Source organism: Streptomyces sp. NPDC058289, assembly GCF_042880975.1.
Classification (GTDB): domain Bacteria; phylum Actinomycetota; class Actinomycetes; order Streptomycetales; family Streptomycetaceae; genus Streptomyces; species Streptomyces stoeckheimensis.
In genome coordinates this window covers 20,453-38,709 of sequence record NZ_JBHVYI010000019.1, presented here as the reverse complement: position 1 = coordinate 38,709, position 18,257 = coordinate 20,453, and the positions used below count along the sequence as shown (strand labels likewise).

General features: G+C 73.1%; 18 protein-coding genes. 5 read left to right on the top strand and 13 right to left on the bottom strand.

All coding sequences use genetic code 11. The features are described 5' to 3' along the window. Window positions 1-12 precede the first annotated feature (12 nt). The 3 genes from ACFVX6_RS12505 to ACFVX6_RS12495 are packed head-to-tail and all read left to right on the top strand — an operon-like array spanning window position 13 to window position 2,484. Entirely contained in the window at window positions 13-876 is an 864-nt protein-coding gene (locus tag ACFVX6_RS12505) for an aminoacyl--tRNA ligase-related protein (RefSeq protein WP_389690548.1), read from the top strand. After that, window positions 873-1,703 (top strand): 4'-phosphopantetheinyl transferase family protein, encoded by an 831-nt coding sequence (locus ACFVX6_RS12500; RefSeq protein WP_389690546.1) that lies wholly within the window; start codon window positions 873-875, stop codon window positions 1,701-1,703. Before ACFVX6_RS12505 ends, ACFVX6_RS12500 begins: the two co-directional genes overlap by 4 nt. Then, window positions 1,696-2,484, top strand: a complete 789-nt coding sequence (locus tag ACFVX6_RS12495) for an MBL fold metallo-hydrolase (protein ID WP_389690544.1) — start codon at window positions 1,696-1,698, stop codon at window positions 2,482-2,484. Before ACFVX6_RS12500 ends, ACFVX6_RS12495 begins: the two co-directional genes overlap by 8 nt. 81 nt (window positions 2,485-2,565) lie before the next feature. Here the strand turns inward: ACFVX6_RS12495 and fabI are convergent, their stop codons facing one another. From fabI to ACFVX6_RS12470, 5 genes are all read right to left on the bottom strand, one after another. Next, complete coding sequence (gene fabI / locus ACFVX6_RS12490) at window positions 2,566-3,381, bottom strand: enoyl-ACP reductase FabI (RefSeq protein WP_389690542.1); 816 nt, start codon at window positions 3,379-3,381, stop codon at window positions 2,566-2,568. A 4-nt stretch (window positions 3,382-3,385) separates the two neighbouring features. Continuing rightward, window positions 3,386-4,090, bottom strand: coding sequence for a 3-oxoacyl-ACP reductase FabG (gene fabG / locus ACFVX6_RS12485; RefSeq protein ID WP_274553570.1), 705 nt, complete (start codon window positions 4,088-4,090; stop codon window positions 3,386-3,388). Between the two features lie 48 nt (window positions 4,091-4,138). Further along, on the bottom strand, window positions 4,139-4,561 hold the full coding sequence (locus tag ACFVX6_RS12480) for an SgcJ/EcaC family oxidoreductase (RefSeq protein WP_389690540.1): 423 nt from the start codon (window positions 4,559-4,561) through the stop codon (window positions 4,139-4,141). A gap of 226 nt (window positions 4,562-4,787) precedes the next feature. Continuing rightward, entirely contained in the window at window positions 4,788-7,019 is a 2,232-nt protein-coding gene (locus ACFVX6_RS12475) for a molybdopterin-dependent oxidoreductase (RefSeq protein ID WP_389690682.1), read from the bottom strand. Window positions 7,020-7,139: 120 nt separating this feature from the next. Beyond that, a complete protein-coding gene (locus tag ACFVX6_RS12470) occupies window positions 7,140-7,940 on the bottom strand; it encodes an alpha/beta fold hydrolase (RefSeq protein WP_389690538.1) in 801 nt (266 codons plus the stop codon). 162 nt (window positions 7,941-8,102) lie between these two features. Here ACFVX6_RS12470 and ACFVX6_RS12465 point away from each other — a divergent pair, with 162 nt between their 5' ends. Continuing rightward, the gene (locus tag ACFVX6_RS12465) at window positions 8,103-8,786 is read left to right on the top strand and encodes a GNAT family N-acetyltransferase (protein WP_389690536.1); all 684 of its coding nucleotides are present in this window, start codon (window positions 8,103-8,105) and stop codon (window positions 8,784-8,786) included. Between the two features lie 46 nt (window positions 8,787-8,832). Here the strand turns inward: ACFVX6_RS12465 and ACFVX6_RS12460 are convergent, their stop codons facing one another. Further along, window positions 8,833-9,621, bottom strand: coding sequence for an aminoglycoside N(3)-acetyltransferase (locus ACFVX6_RS12460; RefSeq protein ID WP_389690534.1), 789 nt, complete (start codon window positions 9,619-9,621; stop codon window positions 8,833-8,835). A gap of 208 nt (window positions 9,622-9,829) precedes the next feature. On the opposite strand from ACFVX6_RS12460, the gene ACFVX6_RS12455 reads away from it, so the two are divergent. Beyond that, window positions 9,830-11,596, top strand: coding sequence for a trypsin-like serine peptidase (locus ACFVX6_RS12455; protein WP_389690532.1), 1,767 nt, complete (start codon window positions 9,830-9,832; stop codon window positions 11,594-11,596). Between the two features lie 74 nt (window positions 11,597-11,670). Here ACFVX6_RS12455 and ACFVX6_RS12450 read toward each other — a convergent pair whose 3' ends face one another. The 7 genes from ACFVX6_RS12450 to ACFVX6_RS12420 form a co-directional block, all read right to left on the bottom strand. Continuing rightward, the gene (locus ACFVX6_RS12450) at window positions 11,671-11,919 is read right to left on the bottom strand and encodes a hypothetical protein (protein WP_389690530.1); all 249 of its coding nucleotides are present in this window, start codon (window positions 11,917-11,919) and stop codon (window positions 11,671-11,673) included. Between the two features lie 30 nt (window positions 11,920-11,949). Next, window positions 11,950-14,427, bottom strand: coding sequence for a class III lanthionine synthetase LanKC (gene lanKC / locus ACFVX6_RS12445; protein ID WP_389690528.1), 2,478 nt, complete (start codon window positions 14,425-14,427; stop codon window positions 11,950-11,952). A 32-nt stretch (window positions 14,428-14,459) separates the two neighbouring features. Then, on the bottom strand, window positions 14,460-16,103 hold the full coding sequence (mpaP, locus tag ACFVX6_RS12440; RefSeq protein ID WP_389690526.1) for a daptide biosynthesis intramembrane metalloprotease: 1,644 nt from the start codon (window positions 16,101-16,103) through the stop codon (window positions 14,460-14,462). Between the two features lie 102 nt (window positions 16,104-16,205). Beyond that, window positions 16,206-16,946 carry an ABC transporter permease gene (locus tag ACFVX6_RS12435; RefSeq protein WP_389690524.1) on the bottom strand — a complete coding sequence of 247 codons (741 nt, stop codon included), beginning with the start codon at window positions 16,944-16,946 and terminating at the stop codon, window positions 16,206-16,208. Continuing rightward, window positions 16,939-17,736: an ABC transporter ATP-binding protein gene (locus tag ACFVX6_RS12430; RefSeq protein WP_389690522.1), complete on the bottom strand. Its 798-nt coding sequence runs from the start codon at window positions 17,734-17,736 to the stop codon at window positions 16,939-16,941. Before ACFVX6_RS12430 ends, ACFVX6_RS12435 begins: the two co-directional genes overlap by 8 nt. Window positions 17,737-17,928: 192 nt before the next feature. Then, window positions 17,929-18,078 (bottom strand): daptide-type RiPP, encoded by a 150-nt coding sequence (locus tag ACFVX6_RS12425; RefSeq protein ID WP_250744242.1) that lies wholly within the window; start codon window positions 18,076-18,078, stop codon window positions 17,929-17,931. 65 nt (window positions 18,079-18,143) lie between these two features. Continuing rightward, entirely contained in the window at window positions 18,144-18,233 is a 90-nt protein-coding gene (locus ACFVX6_RS12420; protein ID WP_389690680.1) for a daptide-type RiPP, read from the bottom strand. Between the last annotated feature and the right edge of the window lie 24 nt (window positions 18,234-18,257).

Here is an 18,257-nt window from a genome sequence, read left to right as displayed (position 1 = left end):
CCAGGGAGTTCCGTGAGCACGGGTTCGGAGGCGGGCCGCACCCCTTCGACGCGCGGCGGTCTCGCGACCCTCGGGCCAGGTGCACTGAGGCTGCGGGCCACCCTCGAAGGCGTGTTCACCGGCTGGGCGGCCGAGGTCGGCGCCGACGCGGTGCAGTACCCGCCCCTGATGCGGGTCGAGGACCTGCACCGGCTGGACTACTTCCAGAACTTCCCGCAGCTGGCGATCCTGGGAGCGGCCCTCACGGAGGAGGCCGCTCCGGAGTACGCGACGGGCGGCCCGCGCGAGCCCTCCTTGCCTGCCGGGCACCTCACCGAGGCCTCGTACGCGCTGCCTTCGGCGGCCTGCTACAACGTCTACCTCGATCTGGCGGGCCGCACGCTGACGGAAGGTCCCCACAAGGTGACCACCGTGGCCACCTGCTTCCGCCGTGAGACGCACTACGACGCGCTGCGCCGGCTGCTGGGCTTCAGCATGCGGGAGATCGTGTGCGTCGGCACCCGGGACGAGGTCCTGGCCCACCTGGAGCTGTTCCGGAAGAAGATCACGGGCTACCTGTCGGAGCTCGGGCTGCCGGTCGAGATCGAGGCCGCCACGGACCCGTTCTTCGACGCGAGCGCGGGACGCGCGCTGATGGCCCAGCTCTTCCCGGTGAAGGAGGAGTTCGTCTTCGACGGGTCGCTGGCCATCGGCTCGCTCAACTTCCACCGCAACTTCTTCGGCGAGCGCTGCGAGATCCGCACGGCGGACGGCGAGCCCGCCTTCACCGGTTGCGTGGCCTTCGGCCTGGAGCGCTGGATCAGCGCGCTCACCTCGCACTTCGGCCTGACCGAGGACGAGCTGGCCGACCGGGTGCTGGCGGCCGGCCGGCCGTGACCCGGATCGGATCGGACGGGACGTCGGCGGCCGTGGCCGCCCCGGCGGAGCGGATCGCCTCGGCGGGCCGGATGCTCCCGGCAGGGCGGATCGCCTCGGCGGGGCGGGTCGCCTCCGCGGGGCGGGTCGCCGTGGGCCCCGGTGTCGTACGCGCCTGGTGGGCCGACGGGCGCGGTCTGCCGGCCGGCACGGTGGCGGAGCTGGCGGCCGCGCTGCCCCCGCAGGAGCGCTCCCGGTACGACGCCGTCTCCGATCCGCTGGGCCGGGCCGAGTTCGTCCTGGCCCGGTACCTGCTGCGCAGCGAGCTGGGGCGGATGCTCGGGCGGCCGCCCGCGCGCGTGGGCCTCGCCCTGGACCGGTCCGGACGGCCGTGGGTGACGGACGCCCCGGGGGTGGACGTGAGCATCGCGCACGCCGCGGGACTGGTCGCCGTCGCCGTGGGCAGCGGGCTCGCGCCCCGGACCCGTATCGGTGTGGACGTCGAGGAGGTCCGTACGGTCCCCCGGGCCGCGGACCTGGCCCGGCGGTTGTTCTCCCCCGCCGAACGCGCCCGCCTGGGCCGGGCCTCCGGCCGGGCCGGGGACCTGCTGTGGCTGGACGTCTGGACCAGGCGGGAGGCGTACGTGAAGGCCGTGGGCACCGGCGTCCGCGCCCTGGCCGGGGCTCCGGAGCAGGACGTCGGTCACCTCTGGCACCCGCTGCGGCTGCCGCGGGGATTCACCGGGGGCCTGGTGGTCGTGGATCCCGGCCGACCGGCCCGCCCCCTCCCTTCTCTTTCCCATCCCACCGTTCGAGTCGCACTTTCCAAGGAGCAGTTCCATGACTGAGAACACCGCCGCACAGCTCGCCGTCACCGCGGTGGGCGGCCCCACCGTGGTCATCGACCTGGGCGGGCTGCGGTTCGTGACGGACCCGACCTTCGACGCTGCCGGTTCCTCCTACGAGATGGGCCCGGTCGCCCTCCACAAGCTGGCCGGCCCGGCGCTCACCACCGACCGGCTGGGCCCGGTCGCGGCCGTCCTGCTGTCGCACGACCAGCACCCCGACAACCTGGACGGGGCCGGGCGCGCCTTCCTCAAGGAGGTCCCGCTGGTGCTCACCACCGAGCAGTCCGCGGAGCGCGTCGGTGGTACCGGGCTGGCGCCGTGGGCCGAGCACGTTCTGGAGCGCCCGGACGGCGGCCGGCTCGTGGTCACCGCCGTCCCGGCGCAGCACGGTCCGGCCGGGACCGAGCCGATGCTCGGCGCCGTCACCGGCTTCCTGCTGAGCGGCGAGGGTCTGCCGACGGTGTACGTCAGCGGCGACAACGTCTCCCTGGAGCCGGTGCAGGCCCTCGCGGAGCGCCTCGGCGGGGCCGGCGTCGACCTGGCGGTGCTGCACGTGGGTGCGGCGCAGCTCGCCCCGTTCGGCCCGACGCTGCTCTCGCTGACCTCCGAGCAGGCGGTGGAGGTGGCCGAACTGCTGGGCGCCCGCAAGGTGCTCGCCGTGCACCAGGACGGCTGGCAGCACTTCACGGAGGGTCAGGACACCGTCAGCGCCGCCTTCGAGAAGGCGGGCTCGGCCCAGCGCCTGGTGGTTCCCGAGGCGGGCAGCAGCTTCGCGCTCTGATCCGCGGGTAGGGGAAGGGGTGGTGCCCCGGGCCGCGCGTGCGGCCCGGGCCACCACCCCTTTCGTGCTGCGGTCCTGCGGTCAGGCGCCCATCGCGTGGTGTCCCCCGTCGACGTGGACGATCTCGCCCGTGGTCGCCGGGAACCAGTCGGAGAGCAGCGCGGCGCAGGCCCGTGCCGTGGGCTCCGTCTCGGTGATGTTCCAACCCAGCGGTGCCTTGGCCGCCCAGTCGTCCTGGGTACGGGCCAGGCCCGGGATGGCCTTCCCGGCGGTGGTCCGCAGGGGACCGGCCGCCACCAGGTTCGACCTGATGCCGAGCGGGCCCGCCTCCCTCGCGAGATAGCGGTTGGCGGACTCCAGGGAGGCCTTGGCCACGCCCATCCAGTCGTAGCCCGACCAGGCCTTCGTGGCGTCGAAGGTGAGTCCGACCACCGAGCCGCCGCTGCCCATGAGCGGCAGCAGCGCCTTGGCGAGGGAGACGTAGGAGTAGGCGGAGGTGTGGACGGCGGTGGCCACGTCCTCCCAGGGTGCGGTGAGGAATCCGCCGAGGCAGCTCGGCGGGGCGAAGGCGATGGAGTGTAGTACTCCGTCGACGCCGCCGAGGTGCTCGCCCACCAGCTCGGGGAGGCGGGCGAGGTGCCCGGGGTCGGTCACGTCCAGTTCCACGACCGGCGGCTTCTCGGGCAGCCGGCGGGAGACCAGTTCGACCAGAGACATCCGGCCGTAGCCGGTGAGGACGATCCGGGCGCCCTGTTCCTGGGCGATCCGGGCGGCCGCGAACGCGATGGACCGCTCGGTGATCACACCGGTGATGACGATCCGCTTGCCGGCGAGCAGGCCGCCGGTGGCGGGAGGCGCGGTGACGGGCAGCTCGGTGACGGGAGGCGTCGTGGTCATGGGATCAGTGCCCCATTCCCAGGCCGCCGTCCACGGGCACGACCGCGCCCGTGACGTAGCCGGCCCGCTCCCCCGTGAGCCAGGCCACCGTGTCGGCCACGTCCTCGGGGCGGCCCGCCCGTCCCGCCGGGATCTCCGCCAGGTGCGTGCTCTTGCGGGTTCCGGACAGGGCGGCGGTCATGTCGGTCTCGATCAGGCCGGGCGCCACCACGTTCACGGTGATGCCGGACGTGGCGACCTCGCGGGCGAGCGAGCGCGCCATGCCGACCATGCCGGCCTTGCTGGCGGCGTAGTTGACCTGCCCCTGGTTCCCGCGCAGTCCGGCGACGGAGGACACGAAGACGATCCGCCCCCACCGGCCGCGCAGCATTTTGGGCAGGGCCCGCCGGGCACAGCGCCAGCCGCCGGTGAGATTGGTGTCGATGACCCGGGAGAATTGCTCTTCCTGCATCCGCAGCATGGGCCGGTCCTCGGTGATACCGGCATTGGATACGAGAATCTCCACCGGGCCGAGTTCGGCCTCGACCGCAGTGAATGCGGCGTCGATCTGTTCCGGGTCGGACACATCACAGCGAACGGCGAGGAACTTGCCGTCCGGTGGTTCGCTGCGGTAGGTGACGGCAACCCGGTCGCCACGTCCGAGGAATTCCTCGGCAATGGCCAACCCGATTCCCCTGTTTCCCCCCGTGACCAGCACCGTGCGTGGCAACGAAACTCTCCGTTCCTCTCGATTTCCTCGCGGCAGCCGGCTCGGTGATCAGCCCTGAATGGTGGTGCTCTGGAATTCCTTCATGTAGTAGGTGTTGCCGACGCGGACCGCCGTCCAGGAGACGATGATGCGCTGGCCGATCGGCACCTGCTCCGGCTCGGTGTAGGTGTCACCGGGCTTGAGCAGCCCGCCGAGCCCGTCGATCACGGCCGTGGAGTTGGACAGGCAGCGCACGGTGAGCGGCTTGCCGATCATCCGGGTGCCCGCGAGGGGACCGGCGAAGGCGCCCTGGTAGAAGGACTGGATCGCGGTCCTGCTGGTGAGGTAGGCGCCATTGCTCGGAATCATGTGCCCGTCCGTCGTGAACTGGGCGGCGACTCCGGCCGCGTCCCCGTTGTTCCAGGCGGCGAAAAGCCGGTGCGGCACATCGGTGATGGCGGTCTGCGTCGGCGAACACGCCAGACTGCTCATGGAATCTGTCGTGGGCTCTTCCACGGCATTCGCCGCGGTGGCCACCCCGGCGAGGAGCATCATGGAAACGGCAGGAATCATGATGCGACGAGCAAGACTCACGGAATCTCCCAATGACTGGCGATCGGACTCACTTGGCCAGTCTAGGGACGCTCGGGATGTCTGAAAAGTTTTCACTCGGGGCGATCAGGAATTCAAATGACGCAGAATGCGAATCGTCCGGAATTCATCTTTCCGTTTCCGGTTCGGCCTTCTCCACGCGTACGGGCACCCCGTTGAAGACGGCCGTCCCGGAGAGCGGGTCGACGACCGAGCTGTCGGTGAGCGCGTTCATGCTCACACCCGGCTGGGTGGCCGCGTGGGCGAGCCGGCTGCCCTTGCGCCCGTGCCCCCAGCCGTACGGGAGGCTCAGCACTCCCTCGCGCAGCCGGTCGGTGGGCTCCACCGGCACCACCACCTCACCGCTCCGGCCCCGGACCCGGACCAGGTCTCCGGCGGTGACGCCCAGGCGCTCGGCGTCCCCCGCGCTGATCTCCAGGGCGCAGCGGTTGGTCCCACCGGAGAGGGTCGCGATGTTGTGTGACCAGCTGTTGACGGACTTCAGCTGGCGGCGGGAGATGAGCACGAACCCGCCGTCGTCCAGTTCCCGCATCCGCGCCTCGAGCCGCGGGAGGTCCCCGGTGATGGCGGGCGGGCACAGTTCCACCAGGCCGGAGGCGGTCATCACGACCTCCTTGCGGCGGGGCCGCAGCGGCCCGAGGTCGATGCCGTTCGGGGTCTCCTTGAGCAGGGCCAGGTTCAGGCCGTCGGGACGCTTGCCGAACAGGTCGCCGGCGGGTCCCAGGCGGAGCATCAGGTCGAGCCGCCGCTCCAGTGCGTTGTCCCCGGTCAGTTCCCGCTTGAGTGCGGCCGGTTCGCGCCCGTGCAGGGGTGCCCCCGGGCGGCCGGAGGCGGCCCTCAGGGTCAGGTCGGTCAGCGCCTCGTCCACGCTGTCCGGGTCCCCGTCCACGCTCTTGCCCGAGGCGATGAGGACCAGGCGGGCGAGGATCTCCGCTTCACTGGGGCGCCCGGGCGGCAGAGCCCGTACGGGCGGGGAGAAGCGGGCGTTGCGGCGGACGGAGCGGCCGGCCAGGACCACGTCGTAGTGGGGTGATTCCAGGGCGCTCGGCGGCGGCAGGATGACGGACGCGTGGCGGGTGGTCTCGTTCAGGTAGGGGTCGACGCAGACCATGAAGTCCAGGCCGGGCAGGGCCCGGTCCAGCCGTTCGCCCTGCGGGGAGGCGAGGACCAGGTTCCCGGCGATGCACAGCAGGGCCCGTACCTGCCCCTCGCCGGAGGTTTCGATCTCGTCCGCGAGGGTCGCGGTGGGAAGCTCGCCGTTGGCCTCGGGCAGTCCGCGGACCCTGCTGTGCCAGCGTCCGGTGCGGAACGGCTCGGCGGGCCGGCGGGTGGCGTGCGGTGCCTCGCCGAAGAGCACGCCGCCGGGGCGGTCGAAGTTCCCGGTGATGATGTTGACCACGTCCACCAGCCAGCTGGTGAGGGTGCCGAACTCCGTGGTGCAGGTGCCCAGTCGTCCGTACACGGCGGCCGTCGGCGCCGCGGCCAGCTCGCGCGCGAGGGTGCGGATGGTCCCCGCGGGGACCCCGCAGGCGTCCGCGACGTCTTCCGCGGCGAACCCCTTCACCTGGACGGCCAGCTCGTCGAAGCCGGCGAAGCCGGAGCCGGGGTCGGTCGCCAGGCCCTCGTCGAACAGCGTGTGCGCGATGCCGAGCAGCAGCAGGGCGTCGGTGCCCGGGCGGATCGGGACGTGTTCGTCCGCGAGGTCCGCGGTGCGGGTGCGGCGCGGGTCGACGACGACGAGGCGCCCGCCCCGCGCCCGCAGCGCCTTGAGGCGGCCCGGCAGGTCGGCGACGGTCCACAGGCTGCCGTTGGACTCCATGGGGTTGGCGCCCAGGACCAGCAGGTGGTCGGTGCGGTCGATGTCCGGCAGCGGGAAGGCGAGCGGGTCTCCGTACATCCATCCGCAGGCCACGCTCTTGGGCATGGTGTCGAGGGTGGTGGAGGAGTAGATGTTCCGCGTGCCGAGCCGTTCGCGCAGGACCAGCATGTAGAGGGGCAGGGCCAGCGTGTGGATGACCGGGTTCCCCATGTAGAGGGCCACGGCGTCCCGGCCGTGGCGCTCCGTCACCCCGCGCAGTCCGCGCTCGACGGCGGCGAAGGCCTCGGCCCAGCCCACCTCGTCGAAACCGCCGTCGGGCCGGCGCACCAGCGGGGCGGTCAGCCGGTCGGGGTCGCTGTCGAACCGGCCCAGGGAGGCGCCCTTGGGGCAGAGGTACCCCTTGCTGAAGACGTCGTCGCGGTTCCCCTTGACGCGGGTGACGACCTCGTCCGACAGGGTGATGTTCAGCCCGCACGTCGCCTCGCACAACGGGCACACCCGTGTCGCCGTTCGCTCCAACACCGGCCGCCCCCACACCACTTGATCAACTGCGCGCAGTGTAGCCACGGGGGTCCGGGCTGTCCCGCGTTCTATCGCCCGTCGAGGCCGACGGCCCGGCTCCGGGAGGGGCGCGGTACGTCAGAGGCCGGCGAGGAACTCCCGGACGGCGGCGGCGAAGCCCTCCGGGTCGCCCAGCTGCACGAAGTGGTCGGTGTCCAGGGCGCGGGACACCGTGCCGGGGCGCCGGGTGGTCATGTCCAGGGCCAGTTCGGCGGACACGACCTGGCTGCGCAGGCCGTGGACCAGCAGCGCGGGGCAGCCGGTCGCGAGCCACTGCTTCCAGTGGTCTCCGTGGACGAGGTTCTCGGAGTCGATGGTGTCCTGGGGGTGGAACGGCAGTCGCCAGCCGGATCCGCCGGGCAGCGGGCGCAGCGCCGGGGCGAGGGCGGGGGCGAGGGGGCCGCAGCCGGCGAGGAGCTCCTCGCGGGTCGCGGCGGTGTAGGGGAAGTTCCGTACGAAGCCCAGGGGGCTGGTGCCGTGGTCGGGGAGCTCGGCGGGGGCGTCGACGTCGACGAGGGCCGCGACCAGCTCGGGGTGTTCGGCGGCCAGGTGGTAGCCGTTGATCCCGCCGAGGGAGTGGCCGAGGACGACGGTGCGGTCGATCCCGAGGTGGGCGAGGAGGGCGACCAGGTCGGCGAGGTAGCCGGCGCGGGTGTACTCCGCGGCGCGGTCGGAGTCCCCGTGGCCGCGCTGGTCGGGCGCGATCACCCGCCACTCGGGTCCGAGGGCGGCGGCCAGGGCCGCGAAGGAGGAGCCCTCGGAAAGGTGGCCGTGCAGGGCGAGGAGGGGGCGGCCGGCGCCGCCGAAGTCCAGGTAGGACAGGGCGCGGCCGTCGATGGTCAGGGTGGCACGGGTGGGCTGGGCGGCGGCGTTCGTCATGGCGGTTCCCCCTGGTTCCGGTGCGGATACGGGTGTCGGTGTGACCCCGTGCCAGGAATATACAACCGTCTAAGACAAATGTTCAAGACGCTTGTATAGATCTCTGCTCCGGTGCGCCGAATTCGCGCGACACGGCGGGTACGGCTCTGGAACGCTGCGATCATGACCTTCGTACTCGATGGACCGGTCCTGGACGGCGCGCTCGTACGCCTGGAGCCGCTGGAGCACCGCCACGCGGCGGACCTGGCCGTGGCGGCCGAAGAGGACCGCAGCCCCTACGGATTCACGTGGGTGCCCACCGCGGACCAGGTCGGGGGGTACATCGACGCCCAGCTCGCCCGTCGCGACGCGGGGAAACTGGCCCCGTACGCGCAGGTGGAGCGGGCGTCGGGGCGGGCGGTCGGGGCCACCGCCTACTGGGACCCCCGGCCGTGGCCGACGACCGGGGAGGGCCTGTGCGCGATCGAGGTCGGCTACACCTGGCTCGCGGCTTCGGCCCAGGGCTCGGGGGTGAACACCGAAGCCAAGTACCTGCTGTTCCGGCACGCCTTCGAGAACTGGGGCGTGGCCCGGCTCGACCTGAAGACGGACGCCCGCAACGCCCGTTCGCGCGCCGCGATCGAGAGGGTCGGCGCACGCTTCGAGGGCGTGCTCCGCAACTGGTCCCGCTCGTGGGCCCCGGGCGAGGACGGCCTGCTCCGCGACTCCGCGATGTACTCGGTCACCGCGGCGGATTGGCCCGACTGCCGGTCGGGGCTGGAGGCGCGGATCGCGGGGTTGCTGCGGCGGGCGGAGTCCTGCTCACCCAGGTCGGACTGTCCACCCCGGATTCGGCGCGCGCCATGAGCGACTTCTGGACCACGCTCTACCAGGCCGTCGACTGACGGCGAGCTCACGGCCGGTGCGCGGCCAGCCAACCCTCGGCGTAGGCGACGGCGTCGGCCAGGTCGAACAGCCGGACCTCCGCGCCGCCCACCGTGCCCCGCACCACCGGGCGGTCCTTCTCGAAGGCCGCGCCCAGCTCCTCGAAGTCGTCCGAGGAGACCGGCGTGTCGCGGACCGTCGTCCAGCAGCGGCCCTGCGCGGTCATGAGGGCGAAGGAGTTGTCGACCAGCGGCCCGGGAACCCGGTACTCGGCCAGGTGGAAGGCCGTGCAGGAGTCGAAGCCCGCACCCAGCAGCAGGATCCGCGCCCCGGCCTCTTCCAGCCGGGCGAGCGGGCTGCGTTCGCCGAGCCGGCAGTCCGGCGCATGGCCGTCCGTGATCGTGGCGGCGCGCGGGCCCAGCGCGGCGAAGGACGTCTGCGGATGGCCGCTGCGGATGGTCTCCGGCCGGCTGCGGACGGCCTCCGGGACGGCGCCCATGCCGCGGGTGGGCGTGGTGCGCGCGTCGAAGGGCGGCATCGAGGCACGGATGTCCGCCCACCACGCTTCGGGCACCGGCGGGTTCGTCCACTCCGCCGGATCGGAGTTGTCGCCGGAGTGCGTCGGCACCACGAGGGTCCCCGCGTCCCCGAGGGCATCGAGCAGCGCCGTGACCACCGTGGCGGCGCCGCCGCAGACCCAGCCGAGCGAGCCGAGGGAGGAGTGCACGAGGAGGGTTTCACCGGGGCGCAGACCGAGCCCGCGCAGCTCGGCGGCGAGCGAATCGCGCGTGCACAGGGGACCGGCATGAGGGTTCATGGACACAAGGTGTCAGTGTCGAGGCTCCGCTCCCCCCACACCACCGAATTGCGGGGCGCCAACCGGAGCAGCGCCAGCGCGGCGAACGCACCCGTCCACGTCCTCGGCGTGCTCCTGTGATCTCTTCTTGTCCGTCGACGGTCTTGCCGGCCGACGCGGCGCTCGGCGCTCGGACGGGGTCACCTCACGCAGAAGGCGGGCAGGTTCTTTGGGATCCGGATGGTTCACCGTCTCCGTCGTCTCCGTCGTCTCCGCCGCCTGCATGCTGGCGGCCGCCCCGCCCGAGCCCGCCGGCGGCCTGCGCTCCGCGGAGGCGTACTGGACGGCCGCGCGCATGGCCGCGGCCGTGCCCGTCGACGCCGTCCGAAGCCGGGCCGCGGCCGGCGCCGGCGCACCCTCCGGCATTCCGACCGGCGTCCACTTCGACGGCATGCCGATGGTGGGAACCTTCTTCTACCGGCAGGCCGGGATCGGCACGGCTGACACCTCCTGCACCGGCAGCGTCGTGCGCAGCGCGGGCAAGAGCATGGTGCTCACGGCGGGGCACTGCGCCGTCGGCATGCGGCAGCCGGCGAACCGCGCCGTCTTCGTGCCGCGCTACCGCCACGGAAAGACCGCCGCCGGCCAGCCGTTCGGCATCTTCCCGGTCAGGGCCGGGGGCGTCTACACGGACCCCCGCTACCGGGTGCACGGCAGGGCCGCCCTGTCCGACCTGGACCTCGCCTTCGTCCTGGTCGAGCCGAACGCGAAGGGACGCGTCGAGAAGGTCACCGGGGCGCTGGCCTTCACGCCGGTCGGCACGTACGAGCACGAGGTGACCGTCGTCGGCTATCCGTCCGCCTCCCGCGTGAACAAGGGCCACGAGGCCGTCCGGTGCGATGTGCCCACCACGCGGCTGCGGGGCTTCCGGCAGCTGCGGATGGTGTGCAAGGGCTTCTACGGCGGGGTGTCCGGCGGCCCCTGGATCAAGGACTACGACGCCGCGCGCCGCACCGGCAAGGTCATCGGCAACACCGGCGGCTACCACGGCGGCGGCAACGACTCCTGGGTGACGTACGCGCCGGTGTACGGCAAGGAGGCCCGGGAGCTGTACGAGGACGCCGACTCCGGCCGCGACCCCGACTCCCTCTCCCGGCCTCCCTACCCGGGATCCGCGGACGGCCTCCCGCTGCCCGGCTCGGGAGAGTTGTGGACCCATGCCAAGGCCATGGCCTCCGGCGACTTCACCGGCAGCGGCCGCAGCAGTCTGCTCGTGGTGTGGACGGACGGGGAGGTCACCCTCTTCCCGGGGGACGGCCGGGGCGGCTTCCTCCCGGAGCGCCGGCTCATGGCACCGAACGCCGGCTGGAAGGAGGTGGCCGCCGTCACCGCGGGCGACTTCACCGGGTCGGACCGGTTCGACCTGATGGTCCGCCGGAAGGACGGCCGGATGACCCTGCACGGCGACGTCGGCTCCCACGGCCTGGGCCGCGTCACCGAGATGGCCCCCGCCGGATCCGTCTGGAAGCACGCCGCCCAGATCACCGCCGGGCGCTTCGACGCCTCCACCTACGTCACCGACCTCGTGGTCCGCTGGTCCGACGGCGAACTCACCCTCCACACCGCCGTGGGCGCCGGCACCTTCGGCCGGGAGCACCGGCTCAAGGGCCCCGGCCCCGCCTGGAAGGGCGCCGCCCTGCTCGCCGCCGGGCAGTTCTCCGGCACCCGGAAGTGGGACCTGTTGGTCCGCTGGTCCAACGGCGCGCTCGCCGGCCACCCGGGCATCGGCACCCGCGGGCTCGGCGGCGCACGGCGCCTCCACGGTCCGGACGACACCTGGACCCACAGCGTCCTCATGACCACCGGTCAGTACACCGGTGACGGCCTCACCAATGACCTCATCGTCCGGTGGAGCGACGGCGAGACCACCCTGTACGAGGACACCCGCACCAACGGTCTCGGCGCCGAGCGCATGCTCGTACCGCCGCGGGCCTGACCGGGCCCGGACGGGGACGTGCACCCGCAGGCCGCTTGTGGGGGAAGAGCGGCCTGCGGGTGGTCGGGGGCGGGTCAGCCGCGGATCCAGCCGGTGAAGGCGGGGGCCGACAGCGCGGTGTCCAGGGTTTCCAGGACCGCCGGGGCGCGGGTGTCGTCCGGGGCGGTCAGGGACAGGGTCGCCGAGCGGGTGGTCATCGAGAGGGGGACCACCGTCCACGACGGGGGAAGGCAGGACACGAGGCGTACGGCCGTGGTCTCGGGGGCCGCCGAGGACGGGGCCTCCTCCGTCATGCTGATGCTGACCGTCAGGTGGGTGGGCATGCGGGGCTCCGTACGTGGGTGGGGTCGGGTTCAGCGGGCGGCCGGTACCGGCGCCGGGGCCAGGGCGGGCAGGTAGGGCAGGACGGCCGTGCGGGCCGCGGTCAGCGCCGCCAGGACGCCGGCGGAGCCGGTGGCCAGGTCCGTGGACAGGCGCAGCAGGTGGTCGCCGAGGAAGCCGGTGGCGTACGGGTCGTTCTCGTGGGCCACCGCGAACGGTTCCAGGCCGGAGCGGAGTTCGGCCAGAGCCCGGGCGGTGGCCGCCGAGCCGTCGTCCGTGCAGGTCAGGGCGGCGAGCGCGCCGGCCCGGCCGGTGAACAGGCCGCAGGCCGGGTGGAACTGAGACGTGAGGTCGGTCAGCAGGGCGTCGTGGACGGCCGTCAGGTACGGGTCCCGGTGCGCGGCGAGGTAGTGGTGGACGGCGATGGCCTGCCCGGCTCCGCCGTGGGCGAGCTGGACCCGGTGCCAGGGGGTGGGTAGCGGCTGCCGGGACAGTTCGAGGTCGTGTACGAGGGCCACGCGGGCGGCGTCGTCACGGCCGGCGGCCAGCAGGAAGAGTGCCTCGCCGCTGGCTCCGCGGAGCAGGCCGGGGCGTTCCTCCAGGGTGGGGCTGTTGACGAGGGCGGCGGCGAGTTCGCGGGCGGCCGTGTCCTCGCCGAGGTGCAGCAGGGCCAGGCCGAGGCCCGCGATGCCGCCGGAGAGGCTGCGGTCGGGGCTGCCGTCGCGCAGGGTGGCGGTGGGCAGCAGGCCGTGGGCGCGGTCGAGGAGGGCGGCGGCCTCGTCCGTGCGCCCGAAGTCGTGCAGGACGCAGGCGATGCCGGCCAGTCCGTCGTAGAGGCCCGGTCGCGGTCCGGTGACGGCGCGGGCGGCGTCCGCCAGCCAGTCGAGGTGGGCCTCGGGGACGGTGATCCCGGCGCCGCGCAGGGCCCACAGGACCCCGGCGGCTCCGTTGGCGATGTTGAGGCCGCCGTCGCCGTGCAGGAACTGGTCGGCGTCGCCGGGGAAGAGGCGGTCCGTGCGCTCGGGGGTGGCGCAGGTCAGGATCCCGGTGGCGATGCGCTCGGGGGTGGCCAGCGGGCCGCCGGCGGGCGCCGGGGCGTGTCCGAGGTCGGCGCGGACCTGGTCGGCGTACCCCTCGGGCACCGGGAAGAAGGCGGCGATCTGCGCGAGGAGGTCCTCGGAGCGGTGGCGGGTGAAGGACATCACCGGGGTCAGCGGCAGGAACAGGCTCAGCCGCAGGCAGCCCAGGGCGTAGCGGTCGACGGCGGTGCCGGTGGTCCCGGCGGGGGCGCAGAATCCGGGGGCTCCGATGGCCTGGCCGGTGTGTCCCTCGATGGGGAGGGTGGTCTCGAGGTCGATGAAGGCGACGGTGCCGTCGGGGCGGATCAGGACGTTGTTGGGGTGCAGGTCGCCGAAGACCAGGCCGCGTTCGTGCATGGCGGTGACGGCGGCCTCGATGCGCCTCAGGACGTCCAGGGCCCAGGCGGTGTACTCGGCCACGGGCATGGCGGTGTCGCGGGCGGTGACCGGGTGGAGCATCGGGTTGCGTTCGGCGGTCTCCTTGGTCAGGGCGTTGCCGTCGACGAACTCCCTTGTCAGGAACCAGTGTTCGGCGCCCCGGCGCCAGTCCAGGACCCGCGGGAACCAGGGCAGTCCGTCGAGGGCGGCCAGCGCGTCGTGCTCGCGGCGCAGCCGCTCCACGGCGTCGGCTCCGGCGTCGTCGAGGCCTGCGTGCGGGCGGCCCTCCTTGACCAGGACCTCGTGTCCGTCGCGGATGTCGGTGGCGCGGTAGACGCCGCCGCCGTTGGAGAAGTGCAGGGCTTGGGTGATCTTGAAGGGGAAGTCCCCGAGGGAGCCCCCGCGGTTGCGTTCGGCCAGCGCCTGCACCACGCACGGCGGCAGCTCCAGCCAGGCCGGCGGGCGGAAGGAGGGGCCGCGCACGTCGGGGACGAGGTTGCCGTCGGGGTCCTCGATGCAGGGCACGGGGGCGCCGTTCGGGCCGGGGCCCAGCTTCAGCTTGAAGCCTCCGTAGCGGAGGTAGAGGGGGCCCGCGCCCCAGCGCAGGTCGCTGAGGACGGCCGGTCCCGGGCGGCCTTCGAGGAGGGCGTCGAGCTCGGTCAGTACGGTCTCCAGCTCCGCCTCGTCGCGGGGGTAGAGGGTGATGAACTTGCCGCTGCTGCCCCGGTCTCCGTACTTGCTGTTGCGCAGCATCAGCATCGAGGGGCTGGTGAGGAACTTGAAGAGCAGGGAGCGGGAGGTGCAGTACGCGCTCACGATGTCGAGGACCTCGGGGGCCGTCCGCTCGGTCGCCGACACGTGGATCTTCCAGCCCTGGCCGGGGAGTTCGAGTCCCGGCGGGGTCAGGACGGTCCACTCCCCCATCGGCTCACGGGTCCACCCGGCGGGGGCGTCGGCGGTGGCCGCCGGGAAGGCGTCGGCGCCGGTGATCGCGGCCGGACGGTCGTAGAAGGGGGTGCCGGGCGGGCAGTGGGCAACGTGTCGCAGGGACATGGCGGGCCTCCGTGGGCGGCGTACGGGAGAAGTCAGGGGAGCAGCGGGCCGAGGTAGGAGACGGCGAACCACTTCCAGAGCGGGTGGTGGCCCGCCTGGACCTCGGCGACGCCGGTGCGGTCCGTGCCGTTCGGCGCGGGGGTGGCGGTGACGCGGTGCAGCGGGTACGCCTTCATCTCCAGCCAGGGGCGGTCACTGGCGACGGGGAGCATGGCGGTGACCGGGGCGAGGACGTCGTGGCCGGTGGGTTCGCCGAGGGTGGCGGTGCCCGTCTGCGGCCGGGAGAAGAGCCCGGAACGGCGCAGGGTGACGGTGGTGCCCTCGGTGAGGTCGAAGCCGCCGCCGCCCCGGGGGACGAGGAGGCTGAGGCTGCCGCCCGGTTCGGTGGTGTAGCCGGCCGAGACGGTGGCGGGGATCTGTACGAGGGTGGCGGCCAGGGCCAGTCCGGCGGTGGCGAGCACCCCCGCGGCGGCGATGCGGGCGGGACGGGCGCCGGCCTGCACGGCTTCGCGGACCAGGGTGGCGGCGCCCTTGCCGAGGCGCCACAGCAGGTAGCCGAGGGCGCAGACCATCATGCAGGAGCCGGCGATGCCGAGGCGCTGCAGGATCCCGGACCAGAGGGTCAGGGCGCTGGAGACCAGGTACAGCGGGAAGACCAGGCAGGCGATGCCGTACGGGACGGACCAGCCGCGGCCGGGCAGTTCGCGCCGGTAGCCGCGGCCCCCGAAGACGACCCGGGCGAGGGCCCGGCGGGCGTCGGTCATGGCCTTCTCCCGCAGGTGGGAGATGTCCAGGTGGCTCATGAGGGCGAGGTAGCCGTCGAGCTTGACCAGCGGGAGCAGGTTCACCACGCAGACCATGTAGTTGACGAGGGCCACCAGCAACAGGGTCTCGCGGGCCGGTCCGGCGGGGACGGCGAGGGCCGTGAGGGCGGCGGTCCCGGCGGCGACGGCCTGGATGGCGATGCCGGCGAGGGCGACCTGGACGCGCTGGCGGGCGCTGGGCAGGCGCCAGCCGTCGGAGACGTCGCAGAAGAACGCCGGCGACATGTAGAAGAGCATGAAGCCCATCCGGCTGGGTGTGCCGCCGTGATGGGTGAGGACCGCGCCGTGGGCCATCTCGTGGACGGCTGTGGTGGCGACCACGCCGAGCATCACGCAGGCGTACGCCCACAGGGGCATCGGGCGGGAGAGCGCCTCGCCGAGGGTGGCGCCGCAGGCGGCGAGGGCCAGGACGCCCAGGAGGACGACGGCCGCGGCCGCGCCGAGGACGAGGCGGTGGCCGAGCGGGCGGACCAGCGGGGCGAGGCGGCGCAGCATCCGCTCGGGCTTGACCAGGGTGAACTGGATGGTCAGCGGGCCCGCGAAGCGGACCCTGGCCGGCTTCTTGACGGGCCGGCCGTCCTCCAGGAGGTCGGAGTCGGCGAGGCTGCGGACCGCGCGGCCGATGTGGCCGGGGGTCCAGGGGGAGCCGAGTTCGGCGGCGAGCTGGTCGTGGTCGCGGCTTCCGTCGAGGAGGCGGACCAGGCGGGCGAGGTCCTCGCCGGTACGGAAGTGCTTGTGCTCCCCGCGCTGGATCACCCAGGGGGCGTCTTCGGTGAGCGGTTCGCGCACGGCCACGTCGTCGGCGGTGCGGGGCCGCTCCAGATCGGGTGCGAAGGCGGTTTTGGCGGACATGGTGGAAGCACCTCGGATCAAGGGGGCGGTGAGGACGTGTCCGGTGGGTCGGGGCCGGACGGACCGGTTCGGCCTGGTGCGCTGGAGACGCTGGACACGCCCTTAGGCGATGTCGCGGGTGCGGACGAGGTGGCGGCCGGCGACGAAGGCGGCGGCGAGCCAGGCGGCGATGACCGCGTACGCCCAGGGCAGCGAGAGCAGGTCGGGCTTCACGTCCCGGTACACGGAGCTCATCGCGATGGTCAGGAGGTACTTGGAGACCTCGGGGACCAGCCGTTGCAGCCCGGGGTCCACCAGGAGCGTGAGGCCGATCAGGGTGGCCACGGCGCCGGTCTGGTTCCGGACGATCCAGCCGATCAGGGCGCCCCAGGGGGCGGCCAGGGTGCAGCAGGCGAACACGCCGACCAAGATGAGGGCGGTCTCGCCGTCGGCGGCGGCCTCCAGGCCGAAGGGCAGCGGTCCGAGGTAGACGCTGACGGCGCCGAGGGCGGCGGCGATCAGGCCGAAGACGGCTCCGGCGGCGGTGCTGACGGCGAGCTTCGCACCGAAGAGGCGGGAGCGGGAGCCGGCCAGGAGCGCGGAGCGGACCATGGTGCCGGAGGCGTAGTCCCGGGTGACGTGGACGGCGCCGAAGACGGCCGCCAGCAGGAACATCATCATCCAGGAACGGGCCACGTCCTGGCCGACGGCCAGGGACGTGGACCCCTCCGCGATGGCCTTCTCGCCTCCGGAGACGTATCCGAAGGTGGTGATCAGGCACAGCCAGGCTCCCGCGAGCGGCAGGGCCCACCAGGCGCGGCCGGTGAGGGCCTTCCGGGTTTCGCCGGCGATGAGGTTACGCACGGGAGTAGTTCCTTTCCGGGGTACGGATGCCCGCGGTGTCCGCGGCGGGAGCGGCGGCGGGAACGGCGGTGGCGGCCGGGTCGACCAGCTCGAAGAAGCGGTCCTCCAGGCGGACGGCGCCGTCGCCGGTGAGGTCCTCGAGGGTGCCCGCGTAGCGCAGGGAGTGCTGCATGATCACGACGTCGTCGACGGTCTGCTCCAGCTCGGCGAGCTGGTGGCTGGAGACGATGACGGTGCGGCCGCCCAGGGCCAGGGTGCGCAGGGTGGCGCGCAGCCAGCGGATGCCGTCCGGGTCGAGGCCGTTGGCCGGCTCGTCGAGGATGAGGATCTCCGGGTCGGCGAGCAGCGCGGTGGCCAGGGCGAGTCGCTGGCGCATACCGGTGGAGCAGCCCTTGACCGGGCGGTCGGCGGCGTAGTCGAGGCCGGTGTACTCCATGACCTGGTCGGCGCGGCCGGCGGGCAGGCCCAGCACGGTGCACCAGATGCGCAGTTCGCCGCGGACGGTGGCGCCGGTGACGCCGCCCATGCCGTCCATGCTGACTCCGATGCGGTGGGCCGCGTCGGGGAGTTCGGCGTAGGGCTTGCCGAGGATGGTGGCGGTGCCGGCGGTCGGGGTGGCGAGGCCGAGCAGCATCCGCAGGGTGGTGGTCTTGCCGGCGCCGTTGCGGCCCAGGAGGCCGGTGACACGGCCCGCGCGGATGTCCACGGTCAGCGCGTCGACGGCGCGAACGCCCTTGTAGATCTTGGTGAGACCGTTCAGCGAGACGGCCGGGTCGCTGCTGCTGCTCATCGCTGCCGCGTCCTTTCCGGGGTGTGCCGGGTGTGTGGGTGGTTCGGTGGTGCGGTGGTTCGGTTGTGCTGTCGTTCGGTGGTTCGGTGGTGCCGAGGGCCGGGCCCCGGCCGGGGGTTTCCCGGCCGGGCCCGGTCCGCATCGATCCGTTTCAGGCGCCGCTCACTTGCGTGCGGGGTCGCCGGGGCGGGATCAGGTGGCGATGGTCACCGTGGAGATGGCGATGCCGATGGACACGCCCTCCCAGAAACCGGGGGCCTCGAGGACCTCGAGCTCCTGCAGGCCCAGCTCCAGGCCGTCCTGCGCGACGACCGCCGCGTTGTCGAGAATCTGCTCGCTCATGGCTGTTCTCCTTCGTGTGTCGAGTGGTGGTGTGGTGCGGAGTACTGCGGGGTGCTGCGGGTGGATCAGGTGGCGATGGTGACCGTGGAGATGGCGATGCCGATGGACACGCCCTCCCAGAAACCGGGGGCCTCGAGGACCTCGAGCTCCTGCAGGCCCAGCTCCAGGCCGTCCTGCGC